Origin of the sequence: Methylobacterium mesophilicum (assembly GCF_036441335.1) — a bacterium.
Classification (GTDB): Bacteria; Pseudomonadota; Alphaproteobacteria; order Rhizobiales; family Beijerinckiaceae; genus Methylobacterium; species Methylobacterium mesophilicum_B.
Window position 1 is genome coordinate 709,400 of sequence record NZ_MLBW01000034.1, and the last position, 15,211, is coordinate 724,610.

The window sequence follows — 15,211 nt, forward strand, 5'->3', positions numbered from 1 at the left end:
CGACGTCAGGCTGCGCGGACCCGGTCGAGGAATCGCGCCACCTCCGCGTTCAGGTGCTCGGATTGCTCCGAGAGCCGCGACGCTTCGGCCAGGACGCGCGCGGCGGCCTCCCCGGTCTGCTCGGCGGCGCTGGCGACGCTGACGATGTTGCTGGTGACCTCGCCGGTGCCGGCAGCCGCCTGCCCGACGTTGCGGACGATCTCGTGGGTCGCCGCGCCCTGCTGCTCCACCGCCGCCGCGATCGACGTCGCCACGCCGTCGATGTCGCGGATCCGGGCCGTGATCGTCCCGATCGCCGCGACGGCCTGCCCGGTCGAGGCCTGCACCCGCCCGATCTGGCCGGCGATCTCCTCCGTGGCCCGGGCGGTCTGCTCGGCCAGCGCCTTCACCTCGGTGGCCACGACCGCGAAGCCGCGGCCGGCCGCGCCTGCCCGCGCGGCCTCGATCGTGGCGTTGAGCGCCAGCAGGTTGGTCTGGCCCGCGATGGTCGAGATCAGCCCGACCACGTCGCTGATCCGCGCCACTGCCTCGCTCAGGTCCTGCACCAGCGCGCCGGTCTGGTCGGCCTCGGCGACGGCCGCCCGCGCGAGGCTGGCCGAGCCGTCGACCTGCCGGCCGATCTCCTGGACGGACGTGCCGAGCTCCTCGGCCGCCGCCGCCACGGTGCCGACGTTGCTGGCCGCCTCCTCGGCCGCGGCCGCGACGGTGGTCGACTGGCCGGCGGTCCGCGCGGCGGTCTCGGTCATGCCGCGAGCGGTGGCCTGCAGGCCGGCGGCCGCGGTCGAGACCTGCGCGACGATCCCGCCGACGGCGTCCGCGAACCGGTCGGCGATCTGGCGCATGCCGAGGCTGCGCTGCCGCTCCGCATCCTGCCGGGCCGCGTCCGCCTCGCCCTCCAGCTGGCGGGTGCGGATCAGGTTGTCCTTGAACACCTGCACGGCCGCCGCCATGGCACCGATCTCGTCGCGACGATGCCGGAACGGGATCTCGGTCCCCGCTTCGCCCCGCGCCAGGCGCGTCATCGCGCCGGTCATCGCGGAGATGGGCCGCGAGACGTAGAACAGGCCGAAGAATGCCGCGGCCAGCGCCGACACCAGCGCGAGGCCGATCCCCGTCACGGCCGCGACCGACGCTGTGTCGATCCGGGTCATCGCCCGGCGGCGTCCTCCGCCGCCGCCTTCTCGTCGTGGGCCACCAGGCGGGCGAGCGCCGCCCGCGCAGCGTCGTAGAGCGCGACGACGTCCGGTTTGATCAGCAGCATGGTCGCCTGCGTCTGCTGGCCCGCTTCCATCAGGCGCCGTACGTCCCGATCCGCCTGCTCGAACCGGGTTTAGGCCGCGTCGAAGGCGTCGTACTGCGTCCGCTCGTCGACGGTGGTGATCAGCGGCTCGTAGGCACGCCGCGCGTCGCGCAGCTGCGCGTGCGTCCTCGCGAGGGCGGCCTCGTTGGTCGCCCGATGCTCCGGCGTATCCGACAGCAGGATGAGGCGATACTGCTTGATGCGCACTTCGGAGGCCGCCACCTCGATCGCGCCGACCTTCTCGAGGGAGGGTACCCAGTCCTTGGCCAGCGCCGTCGCCACCTCGCCGATCGCGGCCAATTGACGGAGCGACAGGCCGCCTTGCGCGGCCGAGATCAGCGCAAGTCCCGCGAAGAGGATTGCCAGGATCGCTTTCAGTGGAAGGGACAGGCGCATGTATGTGATCGGCCAGATCCGGAGATGGGACTGTCGCATCGCATGGGTCGATGCCGGCGACCGCATTTAGAGACTTCCGTCAGGCGCGCAAGTCGAGTGATCGGAAGCACGATTTTCGTTGTCTCTCGGATATATTTTCCGGAACATAGATCCGATCGCGAATGGAGCCGTCATCGACCTTTCGACGAAGCACATGGGATCGCTACAGCGTCAGATATTTTGCATATCAAATTTTTTCTTCCCCGAACAAACCGTTCTCAAGAATCGGACAATTGATGCCTGCAACGAGCCCCGCGTGAACGGCTCGGACCGCGCGCGTCGTCGTCGACCCGGCGGGTCGCGGGAGCGGCCCCGGCGCGCGCGCCGGGCTTCTCGCGGTCCTGCCGGGCCGGCCTCCCGCACGGACGATCGGAACGAGTTGCGCCCCGGGCTCCCCTCCGGCATTGGTCCTCAACCGAGAGGGAGGGGTTGGGCATGTCGACGGGCCGGGTCACCGTGGTCGATCACCCGCTGGTGCAGCACAAGCTCACCTATTTGCGGGACAAGAACCGCTCGACAAAGGGATTCCGGCAGATCCTCAACGAGATCGGGATGCTCCTCGCCTACGAGGTGACCCGGGATCTGCCGCTGGAGCCGGTGACGATCGAGACGCCGCTGCAGCCGATGCAGGGGCAGCAGATCCAGGGCAAGAAGCTCGTCCTGGCGCCGATCCTCCGCGCCGGAGTCGGCTTTCTCGACGGCATGCTGTCGCTGGTCCCGTCGGCCCGCGTCGCGCATGTCGGGCTCTACCGGGACCCCGAGACGCTCGAAGCCGTCGAATATTATTTCAAGGCGCCCTCCGATCTGGCCGACCGGACGGTCCTGGTGCTGGATCCGATGCTGGCGACCGCCAACTCGGCCATCGCGGCCCTCGACCGCCTCAAGGCCCGCGGCGCGTCAGACCTGCGGTTCGTCTGCCTGCTGGCGGCGCCGGAGGGCCTCGCCAAGTTCCAGGCGGCCCATCCCGACGTCCCCGTCTGGACAGCGGCGATCGACAGCCACCTGAACGACCACGGCTACATCGTCCCGGGCCTCGGCGATGCCGGGGACCGGATGTACGGCACCCGCTAGGCGTCGAGCTCAGCGCCGGCCGCGTCGGGCACCGGCACGGCCCTTGCCGACGACCTTGCGGAGCGTGTGCGAGAGCTGGTCCACCGAGTAGGGTTTCTGGATCAGATCGAAGCCGTGGATGCCCTCCTGGGCCAGCACGTGGCTGTATCCGGAGGTGAGGACGACCGGCAGATCGGGCAGGCGCCGCTGCAGCTCGCGGGCGAGGGCGATGCCGCCCATCCCGGGCATCACCACGTCCGAGAAGACGGCGTCGAAGCGGAACGGGATCTTCTCGATCTCGACGAGCGCCTCCTCGGCGTTGGTCGCCCAGACCGTCTTGTGGCCGAGATCCTCCAGGATCTGCGTGGCGAAGCGGCCGACCTCGATATTATCCTCGACCACGAGCACGCACAGGCTGGCACCGTCGAGCCCGTTCTCCTCGCTCGGCGGCGCGGCGGACACGTCCGGCGCGTCCTCTGCCTGCGGCAGGTAGAGGGTGAAGGTCGTGCCGTGACCCGGGCTGCTGGAGACATCGACGTCGCCCCCCGACTGCTTCGCGAAGCCGAAGACCTGCGACAGCCCGAGTCCGGTGCCCTTGCCGATCTCCTTGGTGGTGAAGAACGGCTCGAAGATGCGCGGCAGCACGTCGGCCGGTATGCCGATTCCGGTATCGGACAGCGACACCGCCGCGAAGGTGCTGCGCGACCCCGCGTGCCCGCGGATCGCCGGCATGGGCCGGTCGCCCGAGAGCGTCAGAGTCAGGGTGCCCTCACCGCCCATCGCGTCGCGGGCGTTGACCGCCATGTTGATCAGCGCGGTCTCGAACTGGCTGAGATCGGCGCGGATGTAGCAGGGCGTTTCAGGAAGCGCGGCCACGACGCTGATGCGCGCCCCGGTCACCGAATCGAGCATCTCGGCCACGGCCCGCAGCGACGCGCCGACCTCGAACACCTCGGGCTTCAGGGCCTGGCGGCGCGCGAAGGCCAGGAGCTGGCCGGTGAGCTTCGCGGCCCGATCGACCGTGTCGGAGATAGCCTCGACGTAGCGGCGGCGCCGCTCCTCCGGAAGCGCCGGGCGCTTCAGCAGGTCCGTCGAGGATTTGATCACCGTCAGGAGGTTGTTGAAGTCGTGGGCGACGCCGCCGGTCAGCTGCCCCACCGCCTCGAGCTTCTGCGACTGACGCAGCGCCTCCTCCACGCGCTCGCGCTCGGCGCTCTCGGACTGGAGACGGGCATGCGCCTCCGCGAGGGCCAGCATGTTGCGTCTCTGCTCGGTCAGGTCCGTCAAGACCCCGCAGAGGAGCGGCTGATCGCCCTGGCAGGCGAAGCGGCTCAGCGACAGGAAGGTGGCGCTCTCGGCGCCCGCCGCCGCGTGCAGCTCGATCTCCTCGCGCACCGGGCTGTCCATCGCCCGGCGGATCAGACGGTCGAGGTCGACATCCCGGTGCACGAAAGCCTGGAGGGTGCGGCCGGTCAGGCGCTCCTGGGGCTCTCCGAGCATCTCGGCCAGCCGCCGGTTGCAGTAGAGCAGCGTTCCGTCGAGTGCCAACGTGAACGCGCCCTCCTGCATCTGCTCGATCAGCGCCCGGTACGGCAGGTCCGCGTTCTCGAGCGTGTAGACGAGGCGCTCGTGGTTGGGGCCCTCCACGACGACGGCGTCGAAATCGCCCCGGCGAATGGCCGCGAGGGTCTCCTCGCTCTCCTCCAGCCGGGCCTCCAGTTCGCGGATATGGGCGCGATAGGCGTCGAGCCCGGGCTCGTCGCCGGGCAGCAGGGCGTCCACACCCATCAGAGCGGCTCCGCGGCGGACGCGATCGCGAGACCGCGCAGCACGCGGCCCTCGTCGAGGAGATCGCCCGAGAGGCGCCGTTCCGGCCCCGGCGCCACTCTCAGGAGAGTGGGAGCGGCGAGGATACCGTCGCGCTCGGCAAGGTCTGGCTGCTGATAGATGTCGACGATCTCCAAGTCGTAGCGGTTCGGGATGTGGGCCTCGCAGATGCGGCGCAGAGCTTCGACCGCGCGCAGCGAGCGCGGCGCGGTTCCGGCCACGAACAGCCGCAATCGGACGCGCTCCGCGTCCATCGGTGGGGGCGGGGCCGCGTTCAAGGCCGATCGGCCTTGGGACGGATATCCAGGCCGACCAGTACCTTCTCGGTGTTCGAGAGATCGCCGATGATCCGCTTCAGCGGCGACGGCAGCCGACGCACGAGGGTCGGGATCGCGAGGATCTGATCGCCGGCGGCGAGCTGGGGGTTCTTCATGAGGTCGATGACCTCGATGTCGTAGTGGCCGGCCAGATGCTCCTCGCAGAACCGCTTCAGGTTGGTCAGGGCGGCGAGGGACTTGGCCGTCTGTCCGGCGACGTAGAGGCGCAGGTGATAGTGGCCGGAATCGCGGTCCGGGTCCGTCTCGGGTGCTGGGTCGTCCGATGTCGCATCGCTCATTCCGCGGCACTCCGTCGTGCGATCAACGCCTGCTGCTCCGCCTCGCGCGTGGCGCCGCGCGCCGCGTCCTCGGCGCGGAGGCTCTCCTCCTCGTCCACGGCCGCCTCGAGACCGGCCCTGAGCTCCTCGATCTGGCGCTCCAGGGCGGAGCGCCGCCGCGCCATGTCGCGGAGCCGGCGCTCGGTCGCATCCCGGTGCTGCTGCGCCGCGGCCCGCTCCTGCGCTTCCTGGACCAGGCGCGCGGTGCCGGTGAGGACACCTGATGGACCAATATAGGCATCAACCAACTGGATCCCGTCCGACGACATCAGAAATTCGCGGATCTGGTTGGAGTGGCTCATCCCCCGCGCCTTGATCACGTACAGGGTCCGCGTCCGCTCGCCGTTCGCCTCCATGTTCTGGAGCTTGATCCAGGCATCCATCAGCGAGGACACGCCGAGATCGTCGTCCTCCATCAGGAAGCCGTCGCCGCGGAGGGTGGTGAAGATCGCCGTGATGCCCCGGACCTTGATCAGGTCGATCATGCGCAGGAGCGTCGCCTGCAGCTCGCCCGACGGGCCGCGCAGGGCCGAGATCGGGTCGATCACCACCACGTCCGGCCGGAACTGGTCGAGGTCGCGGTGCATCCGCGCGAGATGCGTCTCCAGCCCGAACAGGCTCGGCCGCGCGGCCTCGAAGCGGAGGCGGCCGCTCGCCACGTGCGCGGCGAGGTCGAGCCCGATCGAGCGCGCGTTGCGGACGATCTGCGCGCCGCTCTCCTCGAACACGAAGGCCATGCAGCGCTCGCCGCGCCGGCAGGCCGCGTCGAGGATCGAGGCGGCCAGCATGCTCTTCCCGGTCCCGGCCTCGCCCGAGATCAGGATCCCGGATCCGCGATGGAAGCCTCGCGGCGCCAGCATCGCGTCGAGCCCCGCGATCCCCGTCGAGACGACGCCGTCGGGCACCGCGTAGTCGAGATCCGCCGAGGTCACCGGCAGCACGCTGATCCCGGCGTGATCGATCAGGAACGGGTACTCGTTGGTGCCGTGGGCGGAGCCGCGATACTTCACGACGCGCAGCCGCCGCGTGGTGATCTGGTCCTCGACGCGGTTGTCGAGCAGCACGACGCAGTCGGAGACGTACTCCTCCAGGCCCTGGCGGGTGAGCGGGCCGTCGCCGCGCTCACCCGTGATGATCGCGGTCAGGCCGCGATCCTTGATCCAGCCGAACAGGCGGCGCAGCTCGGCGCGGAGCAGGGTCGGATCGGTGAAGCCCGCGAACAGGGTCTCGATCGTGTCGAGGACGACGCGCTTGGCCCCGATCGAGTCCACCGCGAAGCCGAGGCGGATGAACAGGCCTTCGAGGTCGTACTCGCCGGTCTCCTCGATCTCGCTCCGCTCCACGCGCACGTGGTCGATGGCGAGCCGGCCCCCCGCGACGAGGCCGTCGAGGTCGTAACCGAGCGACGCGACGTTCGCCGCCAGGTCCTCGGCCCGCTCCTCGAAACTCATGAACACGCCGGGCTCGCCGTAGCGCGTCGCGCCGTTGACCAGGAAGGTCGTGGCGAACAGCGTCTTGCCGCAGCCCGCGGCGCCGCAGATCAGCGTCGGCCGCCCGGCCGGCAGGCCGCCATGGGTCAGATCGTCGAAACCGGTGATGCCCGTCGCGACCTTGGGCAGTGTCGGTGCGGCTTGCGGATCGGGCACGTTGGGCGAAATCCTGGACGGGGGAAGGTAGGTCCGGAAGTGCGGCGGCGCTCGCCCCCAGTGCCGGGCCGGTCGGCCCGCCTCGCAACGCGGAGACGTGGGGCCTGACTCGGACAGCGCGTCGAAGGGGCGGAACACCGCTGGAATGCGGTATGGCAACGGGTCCGCCCACGCAATATGGGTGCGTGACGCGGCCGGCCGTCATCCCGCCGACCGAGTGCGCAGACCGATGGAGGGGATCCATGCTCGGCTGGGAAGTCGACGTGAACGACGCCTTGACGGCGCCGGCCGTCGCGCGGAACCGCGACGCGATCCTGGCCGTCCTCCGCGAGGTCCTGCCCGCCCGCGGCACCGTCCTGGAGATCGCATCCTCGATATCGAGGTAGCAGGCGGGTATATGGCCGGTTATGGCCGAAAAATTTGATATTAATTTATTCATAAAAATAAACTGATGAGGATCGAGTTCGTGAAATTGCGATCCGAGCCTATTGGATAGAAATCTATTCAGAGATGTCCCCGCTGTCTTGGGGATGTGCAGATAAGCGTGAATTTTTACCTTACGGTTTTCCCGTTAAAGCCACATATTNCTCCGCGCGGGCCTCGCCAACCTTCGGCCGCCGCTCGCGCTCGACGCCGCGTCCGCCGCCTGGCCCGTCGCGCGGGTCGACGCGCGGATCGACGCGATCGTGTGCATCAACATGATCCACATCGCGCCCTGGGAAGCCACGGAGGGGCTGATGGCCGGCGCCGGCCGCGTCCTGGGCGCGGGAGGTGTCCTGTTCCTGTACGGCCCGTTCCGCGAGGCCGACCGGCCCTTCGCGGAGAGCAACGCAGCCTTCGATGCCTCCCTGCGCGCCCGGAATCCGGCCTGGGGTGTGCGGGACCGCGACGCCGTCGCCGCGGAAGCGGGCCGGCACGGGCTGACCATGGTCCGGCGCGTGACCATGCCGGCCAACAATCTGAGCGTGATCTTCAGACGTTCGGACAGCTGAGCGGCCGTCTGTCACGGTTTTCCGTATCTGCACACTGTATTCAGACCGCCGCGTGATGCACACTCCGTCTCTGGTCCCGATGCGGCGGCAAAAGCCGCACGGGCCGCAGGAGGAAGCCCATGCCGATGGAACGCAGCGTTTCGAGCCGGGCCCTGGCCCTGCTCGCAGTGGCCGGATTGTTGGGATCGACCCAGGCGCGGGCCGCCGATCCGATCCGGATCGGGGTGATCGCCGAGGCGCAGTCCGTGGTCGGAGCCTCGATCCCGCAGGCGGTGCAGCTCGCCGCCGACGAGATCAACGCCAAGGGCGGGATCGACGGACGGCAGATCCAGGTCGTCACCTACGACGACAAGTCCTCCGCCTCCGACGCGGTCCGCGCCTTCCAGCGGGCGGTCAGCGAGGACAAGGTCAACCTCGTCATCGCCAGCTACATCTCGGAGGTGGTGCTGGCGCTGATGCCCTGGGCGGCCCGGCTGAAGACGCCGATGATCACGCCCGGCGCGGCCTCGAACGAGATCAGCCTCGCCGTGCACAAGGACTACGCGCGCAACAAGTACACCTTCCACGGCTACCTGACCTCGGCGGCCCTCGCCCAGTCGATCTGCGATTCCACCAAGGACATGCTGATTGACCTGATGAAGGTGAAGACCGCCGCGATCATGAGCGAGGACGCGGCCTGGACCCGGCCGCTCGACGTCGGCTACGAGAAGTGCCTGCCCGAGATCGGCGTGAAGGTCGTCGACCACATCCGCTTCTCGCCGGACACGGGCGACTTCACGCCGATCTACAACAAGATCGAGGCGGCCAAGCCCGACCTGATCGTCACCGGCATCTCGCATGTCGGTGTGCAGCCGACGGTGCAGTGGCAGAACCAGCAGGTGCCGCTCGCCATGACCGGCATGAACTCGCAGGCGACCTCCTCGACCTTCTGGTCGAACACCAACGGCGCCACGCAGGGCGTGATTTTCCAGAGCATCGCGGTGCCGGGCGCGGCGATCACCGACAAGTCGCTCGCCTTCAGCGCCGCGTTCAAGAAGCGCTTCGGCAGCGACCCGTCCTACGCCGGATACATGGCCTACGATCAGGTCTACTACACCGCCGACGCGGTGAAGCGGGCCGGCTCCACGGAGGCCGACAAGCTCGTCGACGCGCTGGAGAAGACCGACTGGGTCGGCACCGTCGGTCGCACGCAGTTCTACGGCAAGGACGACCCGTTCACCCACTCGATCAAGTACGGCCCCGGCTTCGTCACCGGCCTGATGGCGCAGTGGCAGGACGGCAAGCAGGTCGCCGTCTGGCCGAAGAGCCTCGCGCAGGGCGCGATCGTGCTTCCGGCCGCCGTGAAGGCGGCGGCCCGCTAGGCGGACCTACGGACCGGCAGCGGGCGCACGCAGCTTGCCAAGCGCGCCCGTTGCCGCAAGTAGAGCCGGACCGCGCCCCCGTGAGCGCGGCCGAGACGACCTGCGCGCGGAGGACAATCGCTGATGGCCACCACCGACCTGCCCGGAACCATGCGCCAGATCCGCTACGCGGGCTCCGGTGGACCGGAGGTGATCAGCCTGGAGACTGCCCCCGTGCCGAGCCCGGGGCCCGGCCAGGTCCTGATCGCGGTGGTGGCCGCCGGCGTGAACCGGCCCGACGTGGCGCAGCGGTCCGGGGTCTACCCGCCGCCGCCCGGCGCCACCGACATCCCGGGCCTCGAAGTCGCCGGCCGCGTGGTCGCGCTCGGCAGCGGGGTCGACAACCTGTCGGTCGGTGACGAGGTCTGCGCCCTGGTGATCAGCGGAGGCTACGCCGAGTACGCCGTGGCCGAGGCGGCCCACTGCCTGCCGCGCCCGAAGGCCGTCTCGCTGGTCGACGCCGGCGGCCTGCCGGAGACCTTCTTCACGGTCTACTCCAACGTGGTCCAGCGCGGCCGCCTCGCGCGCGGCGAGAGCTTCCTCGTCCATGGCGGGTCGAGCGGCATCGGCGCCACGGCGATCCAGATCGCCAAGCATGTCGGCGCCCGGGTCTTCGCGACGGCGGGCTCCGCCGAGAAGTGCCGGTTCTGCGAGGAGCTCGGGGCGGACGCCGCGATCGACTACAAGCAGGCCGACTTCGCCGAGGAGGTGAAGCGCCTCACCGACGGGCGCGGCGTCGACGTCATCCTCGACATGATCGGCGCGAGCTACCTCGCCCGGAACCTGAAGTCGCTGGCGCCCGACGGGCGGCTCGTGATGATCGCCCTGATGGGCGGCTACAAGGTCGACGGGCTGAACATCACGCCGATCATGCGCAATCGCCTGACCTTCACCGGATCGACCCTGCGCCCGCGCGGCAAGGCCGACAAGGCCGCGATCGCCGACGGCCTGCGCCGGGACATCTGGCCCGAGCTCGACGCCGGGCGGATCCGGTCCGTCACCCACGCCACGTTCCCGCTGGAGCGGGCGCGGGAGGCGCACGAGCTGATGGAATCGAGCGCCCATCTCGGCAAGATCCTGCTGACGACCGGGCACTAGCCCCGGCCCCGCCCAGGAACCTGCCTCGGCGGCCCCGCGTTGGCCGCCGGTAACGAGATCGTGTCGCACAGCGCCCGTTCCGGCGTGTGGCGTCCCGCCGAGGAAGGTTTTGCACATGGTTGAGAGACTGAACCCGAACGAGAGCCGTCAGGGCGAGCGCGGCAAGCCCGTGCTCTGGGTGCTGGTGGCGAGCCTCGTCCTGCTGGCGATCGCCACCGTGGGCCTGCTCACCTGGAACGGCGCCAACGCGCCGAAGGACTACGCCAGCCAGAGCCAGGACGCCTCGCGCAAGGAGGTGACGGGCTCGGTCAACGGCCAGTCCGGCGGCTCGTCGCCGTCGAACAGCGCCGCCGTTCCGGGCGGCAACCCGTCCTACCCGCAGCCGGCCCAGCCGGGCGCGAACGGCGCGCCGAAGTAGGAGCGATCGAGCCCGGGACGCGCGGGACGGCGTCCGGCCGTCCCGGGCCCCGCGGTCTCAGCGGGTCGGGATCGGCGTGGGACCGCGGTAATCGTAGAAGCCGCGCTTCGCCTTGCGGCCGAGCCAGCCGGCCTCGACGTATTTCACCAGCAGCGGGCAGGGCCGGTACTTGGAATCCGCGAGGCCCTCGTAGAGCACCTGCATGACCGACAGGCAGGTATCGAGGCCGATGAAGTCCGCGAGCTGCAGCGGCCCCATCGGGTGGTTCGCTCCGAGCTTCATGGCGGTGTCGATCGACTCGACCGATCCGACACCCTCGTAGAGCGTGTAGATCGCCTCGTTGATCATCGGCAGGAGGATCCGGTTGACGATGAAGGCCGGGAAATCCTCCGACATCGTCGACGTCTTGCCGAGCTTCGCGATGAACGCCTTGGCCGACTCGTAGGTCGTGTCCTCGGTGGCGATGCCGCGGATCAGCTCGACGAGCTGCATCACCGGCACCGGGTTCATGAAGTGGATGCCGATGAACTTCTCCGGCCGGTCGGTCGCCGCCGCCAGCCGGGTGATCGAGATCGACGACGTGTTGGTCGCCACCAGGGTCTCCGGCCGCAGCGAACCGCACAGCGTGGTGAAGATCTCGCGCTTCGTCGCCTCGTTCTCGGTCGCCGCCTCGATGACCAGGTCGCACGGGCCGAGGGCGGCGAAATCGCGGGCGGGGACGATCCGCGAGCGGGCCTCGCCGCTGTCGCCCTCGGTGAGCGTGCCCTTCGAGACGAGGCGGGCGAGACTGCCCTCGATGACGGACAACCCGTTCTCGAGCCGGGCGGGATCGCGGTCGTTCAGCAGGACCTCGAAGCCGGCGGTGGCGCAGACCTGCGCGATGCCGCTGCCCATCTGGCCCGCGCCGACGATGCCGACCCGCTTGATCTCCATATGCATGTGCCGACCTGTGCCCCCAAGGCGGATGCCGTAGCGCTGCCGCCCAGCTCTCTGGACGGCGCGGACGCGACGGCACCGCGCGAAGTCTCGCCGCTGCTGCCTTCTAGACCAATCCTCGATCCGGAAGGAACCCGTGAAGCCGCGTTCTGCGACAATGCTCGCGGGTTGCCAGATCCGGTGCCGTTACTGGCCCTTGGCCTTACCGATCTCGGATTGCAGCTCGGGCACGACCTGGAACAGGTCGCCGACCAGTCCGTAATCGGCCACCTGGAAGATCGGCGCGTCCTCATCCTTGTTGATGGCGACGATGACCTTCGAGTCCTTCATGCCGGCGAGGTGCTGGATCGCGCCCGAGATCCCCACCGCGACGTAGAGGTCCGGCGCCACGACCTTGCCGGTCTGCCCCACCTGCCAGTCGTTCGGCGCGTAGCCCGCATCCACGGCGGCGCGGGACGCGCCGACGGCGGCGCCGAGCGAGTCGGCCAGCGGCTCGATCAGTTCGTGGAACTTGTCCGAGGAGCCGAGCGAGCGGCCGCCGGACACGATGATCCGCGCCGAGGCCAGCTCGGGCCGGTCGGACTTGGCGATCTCCTCACCCTTGAAGCTCGAGCCGCCCGCCGCGGGTGCGGCCGCGGACACGGCCTCCACCGGCGCAGCGCCACCGCCCTCTTCGGCCGCCTTGAAGGCCGCCGTGCGCACCGTGATCACCTTCTTGCCGGCGGGCGCCTGAACGGTCTGGATGGCGTTACCGGCGTAGATCGGCCGCTCGAACGTGTCGGGCGAGACGACCTTGATGATGTCGGAGACCTGCGCGACGTCGAGAAGGGCGGCCACGCGCGGCAGCACATTCTTGCCCGTGGTCGAGGCCGAGGCGATGATCGTGTCGTAGGGCTCGGCGACGGCGGCGATGAGCGCCGAGACCGGCTCGGCGAGGTCGTGGTCGTAGACGCCGTCCTCGGCGTTCAGGACCTTCTCGACGCCGTCGAGCCTGCCCGCGGCCTCGGCCACGGCCTTCGATCCCGTGCCCAGCACGAGGGCGTGGATCGGCGCGCCGATCTCCTTGGCGGCGGCGAGCGCCTTCAGGGTACCGTCCTTGATCTGGCCGTTGCCGTGCTCGACGAAGAGGAGTGTCGTCATGGTCTGGGGTGCCCTCGAGGGTGGTGGCGCGGGGCTCGACCGTCGTCCGGGAGCCCCGCCTCGGTTCAGATGACGCCGGCTTCGACCTTGAGCTTCTGGACGAGCTCGGCCGCGGAGGCGACCTTCACGCCGGCCGATCGGCCCGGCGGTTCGGCAGTCTTCAGCACCGTGAGCCGCGGGGTCACGTCGACACCCAGCGCGTCGGGTGCCAGCTCCTCCAGGGGCTTCTTCTTGGCCTTCATGATGTTGGGCAGCGACGCGTAGCGCGGCTCGTTGAGGCGCAGGTCCGTCGTCACGATGGCCGGCAGCTTGAGGCTCACCGTCTGCAGGCCGCCGTCGACCTCGCGGGTGACGTCGAGGCTGCCCTCGCCGGGCTCGATCTTGTACGCGAAGGTGCCCTGAGGCCAGCCGAGCAGGGCGGCGAGCATTTGGCCGGTCTGGTTCGAGTCGTCGTCGATCGCCTGCTTGCCGAGGATGACGAGCTCCGGGCTCTCCTTCTCGACGACGGCCTTCAGGAGCTTCGCGACGGCCAGCGGCTCGCAGTTGACGTCGGTCTTCACCAGGATCGCGCGGTCGGCGCCCATGGCGAGCGCCGTGCGCAGCGTCTCCTGCGCCTGCTGCGGGCCGATCGACACGGCCACGATCTCGGTGACCTTGCCCTTCTCCTTCAGGCGGATCGCTTCCTCGACGGCGATCTCGTCGAAGGGGTTCATGGACATCTTGACGTTGGCGAGCTCGACGCCGGAGCCGTCGGCCTTCACGCGAATCTTGACGTTGTAGTCCACCACCCGCTTGACGGGCACCAGCACCTTCATGGCGGTCACGATCCTTCCCCGGAGGATTCTTGTCGTCGTGCAGGCCACTCCCACGGGCGCCAGAGGCGCAGCGTGGCGGGGGGCACGCAAGGCGCCGGACCGTAACGGCCACATTTCCGCCTTGTCAACGCGGCGCCGTGGCGGCCCCGCGAAAACCGCGATGCCGGCTCAGCGATTGGCGCCGGGCACCCAGAGCACGTCGTCGGCCCCGTCGGCGTTCGCCGCCCGGCTCGCAACGAACAGGAAGTCCGACAGGCGGTTGAGGTAGCGCAGCGCCTCCGGCGAGACCGTCTCGTCCTCCCGCGCCGCGAGACTCACCGCGAGCCGCTCGGCGCGCCGGCAGACGGTCCGGGCGAGGTGCAGGGCCGCGGCAGCCGGCGAGCCGCCGGGCAGGACGAAGGATTTCAGCGCCGGGATCGCGGCGTTCAATGCGTCGATGTCGCGCTCCAACCGGTCGACCTGGCTCGCCACGATGCGCAGCGGCTCGTAGGGGAGGGGTTCCGGGGTCGGCGGCGTCGCGAGGTCGGCGCCGAGGTCGAACAGGTCGTTCTGGATGGCCCCGAGCATCTGATCGAGCGGCCCCTGCGTGTGCAGGCGCGCCATGCCGATGCAGGCGTTGGTCTCGTCGACGGTGCCGTAGGTCTCGACCCGCAGGTCCGCCTTCGAGCGCCGCTGCCCGTCCGCCAGCGCGGTCGTCCCCTTGTCGCCGGTCCTCGTGTAGATGCGGTTGAGCTTGACCACGGGGTGGTGTGCCTCAGAACGTGTAGCCGACCTTGCCGCCGAAATTGGTCAGACCGCGGTTGTTGGCGCAGAGCCCAGCATTCGACATGTGCTCGATCGTGGCCATGATGCTCCAGTGCTCCGTCAGGCGGAAGCCCAGGGCGGCCGCCTCGCGGAACATCGGCGAGCAGCCGAGGGTGTTGAAGCCGTAGGGCGTTTCGGCCTTCGGGCCGGTCCAGCCGTTATGGGCCACGCCGCCGAAGAAACCGTCGAGGAAGACGCGGCGGTTGAAGGTCTCGGGGAAGACCTCGAGGGTCCAGGTGGCACCGAGATAGGCGTAGCTGGTCCGGCCGCCGGTGTTGTAGCTGCCGCCGACGGTCGGGCGCGGCACGAAGGCCTGCCAGAACGGATCGTCGCTGATCCGCGGTTTGGCGAACAGGATCTCGCCGTTGACGTTCGCCTTGCTGAAGCCGGGGAGCTTGCCCTCGGCGCTTCCGGGATCCTGGACCGAGCCGCCGATCCGGATCTCCGACACGATGCTGAGCGGCTGGACCGGGGCCGCGTAGGCCGCGGGCGGCGGCGGCGCGAGATCCGCGGCCGCGGCCGGCAGGATCGCCCCCCCGGTCAGAAGGCCGAACAGACAGAGGCGGGAAGGGGCAGTCATGCGGGCTCGGCCGGTTAGGCGCAGCGATTTGCTTCTACCGAGCGTAGCAGAGCCCCGCCGGGCGCGGCGGGCAATTCATCCTTCACCCAATCGAAAGGTGTTCGGGTGCGGCGGC

The 15,211-nt window shown here is 69.6% G+C and carries 15 protein-coding genes and 1 pseudogene; 6 read left to right on the plus strand and 10 right to left on the minus strand.

What is annotated here, in order from left to right:
* Positions 1-5: 5 nt before the first annotated feature.
* Positions 6-1,696: pseudogene (locus MMR14E_RS24055) on the minus strand (methyl-accepting chemotaxis protein).
* Positions 1,697-2,170: 474 nt separating this feature from the next.
* Here MMR14E_RS24055 and upp point away from each other — a divergent pair.
* Positions 2,171-2,806: a uracil phosphoribosyltransferase gene (gene upp / locus MMR14E_RS24060; RefSeq protein ID WP_331317761.1), complete on the plus strand. Its 636-nt coding sequence runs from the start codon at positions 2,171-2,173 to the stop codon at positions 2,804-2,806.
* A gap of 9 nt (positions 2,807-2,815) precedes the next feature.
* Here the strand turns inward: upp and MMR14E_RS24065 are convergent, their stop codons facing one another.
* From MMR14E_RS24065 to kaiC, 4 genes are read right to left on the minus strand one after another with little or no spacing between them, the layout of a single operon-like run.
* Positions 2,816-4,573: an ATP-binding protein gene (locus MMR14E_RS24065; protein ID WP_331317763.1), complete on the minus strand. Its 1,758-nt coding sequence runs from the start codon at positions 4,571-4,573 to the stop codon at positions 2,816-2,818.
* Positions 4,573-4,890 carry a circadian clock KaiB family protein gene (locus MMR14E_RS24070; protein ID WP_331317764.1) on the minus strand — a complete coding sequence of 106 codons (318 nt, stop codon included), beginning with the start codon at positions 4,888-4,890 and terminating at the stop codon, positions 4,573-4,575. Before MMR14E_RS24070 ends, MMR14E_RS24065 begins: the two co-directional genes overlap by 1 nt.
* Positions 4,887-5,228, minus strand: a complete 342-nt coding sequence (locus MMR14E_RS24075) for a circadian clock KaiB family protein (RefSeq protein WP_331317765.1) — start codon at positions 5,226-5,228, stop codon at positions 4,887-4,889. Before MMR14E_RS24075 ends, MMR14E_RS24070 begins: the two co-directional genes overlap by 4 nt.
* Complete coding sequence (gene kaiC, locus MMR14E_RS24080; protein WP_331317766.1) at positions 5,225-6,913, minus strand: circadian clock protein KaiC; 1,689 nt, start codon at positions 6,911-6,913, stop codon at positions 5,225-5,227. Before kaiC ends, MMR14E_RS24075 begins: the two co-directional genes overlap by 4 nt.
* A gap of 242 nt (positions 6,914-7,155) precedes the next feature.
* On the opposite strand from kaiC, the gene MMR14E_RS24085 reads away from it, so the two are divergent.
* The 5 genes from MMR14E_RS24085 (at position 7,156) to MMR14E_RS24105 (ending at position 10,821) form a co-directional block, all read left to right on the plus strand.
* Positions 7,156-7,299, plus strand: a complete 144-nt coding sequence (locus MMR14E_RS24085; protein WP_419539409.1) for a DUF938 domain-containing protein — start codon at positions 7,156-7,158, stop codon at positions 7,297-7,299.
* Between the two features lie 195 nt (positions 7,300-7,494).
* The gene (locus tag MMR14E_RS24090) at positions 7,495-7,905 is read left to right on the plus strand and encodes a DUF938 domain-containing protein (RefSeq protein ID WP_419539439.1); all 411 of its coding nucleotides are present in this window, start codon (positions 7,495-7,497) and stop codon (positions 7,903-7,905) included.
* A gap of 119 nt (positions 7,906-8,024) precedes the next feature.
* The gene (locus MMR14E_RS24095) at positions 8,025-9,266 is read left to right on the plus strand and encodes an ABC transporter substrate-binding protein (protein ID WP_331317768.1); all 1,242 of its coding nucleotides are present in this window, start codon (positions 8,025-8,027) and stop codon (positions 9,264-9,266) included.
* A gap of 123 nt (positions 9,267-9,389) precedes the next feature.
* Complete coding sequence (locus MMR14E_RS24100; RefSeq protein ID WP_331317769.1) at positions 9,390-10,403, plus strand: NAD(P)H-quinone oxidoreductase; 1,014 nt, start codon at positions 9,390-9,392, stop codon at positions 10,401-10,403.
* A 115-nt stretch (positions 10,404-10,518) separates the two neighbouring features.
* The gene (locus tag MMR14E_RS24105; RefSeq protein WP_331317771.1) at positions 10,519-10,821 is read left to right on the plus strand and encodes a hypothetical protein; all 303 of its coding nucleotides are present in this window, start codon (positions 10,519-10,521) and stop codon (positions 10,819-10,821) included.
* Positions 10,822-10,878: 57 nt separating this feature from the next.
* On the opposite strand, the gene MMR14E_RS24110 is transcribed toward MMR14E_RS24105, so the two are convergent.
* The 5 genes from MMR14E_RS24110 to MMR14E_RS24130 form a co-directional block, all read right to left on the minus strand.
* Positions 10,879-11,760 (minus strand): 3-hydroxybutyryl-CoA dehydrogenase, encoded by an 882-nt coding sequence (locus tag MMR14E_RS24110; RefSeq protein ID WP_026604743.1) that lies wholly within the window; start codon positions 11,758-11,760, stop codon positions 10,879-10,881.
* 183 nt (positions 11,761-11,943) lie between these two features.
* Positions 11,944-12,897, minus strand: a complete 954-nt coding sequence (locus MMR14E_RS24115; RefSeq protein WP_331317773.1) for an electron transfer flavoprotein subunit alpha/FixB family protein — start codon at positions 12,895-12,897, stop codon at positions 11,944-11,946.
* Positions 12,898-12,962: 65 nt separating this feature from the next.
* A complete protein-coding gene (locus tag MMR14E_RS24120; RefSeq protein WP_056528346.1) occupies positions 12,963-13,712 on the minus strand; it encodes an electron transfer flavoprotein subunit beta/FixA family protein in 750 nt (249 codons plus the stop codon).
* A gap of 168 nt (positions 13,713-13,880) precedes the next feature.
* Complete coding sequence (locus MMR14E_RS24125; RefSeq protein WP_331317775.1) at positions 13,881-14,453, minus strand: cob(I)yrinic acid a,c-diamide adenosyltransferase; 573 nt, start codon at positions 14,451-14,453, stop codon at positions 13,881-13,883.
* Positions 14,454-14,466: 13 nt separating this feature from the next.
* On the minus strand, positions 14,467-15,096 hold the full coding sequence (locus MMR14E_RS24130) for an acyloxyacyl hydrolase (RefSeq protein WP_331317777.1): 630 nt from the start codon (positions 15,094-15,096) through the stop codon (positions 14,467-14,469).
* Between the last annotated feature and the right edge of the window lie 115 nt (positions 15,097-15,211).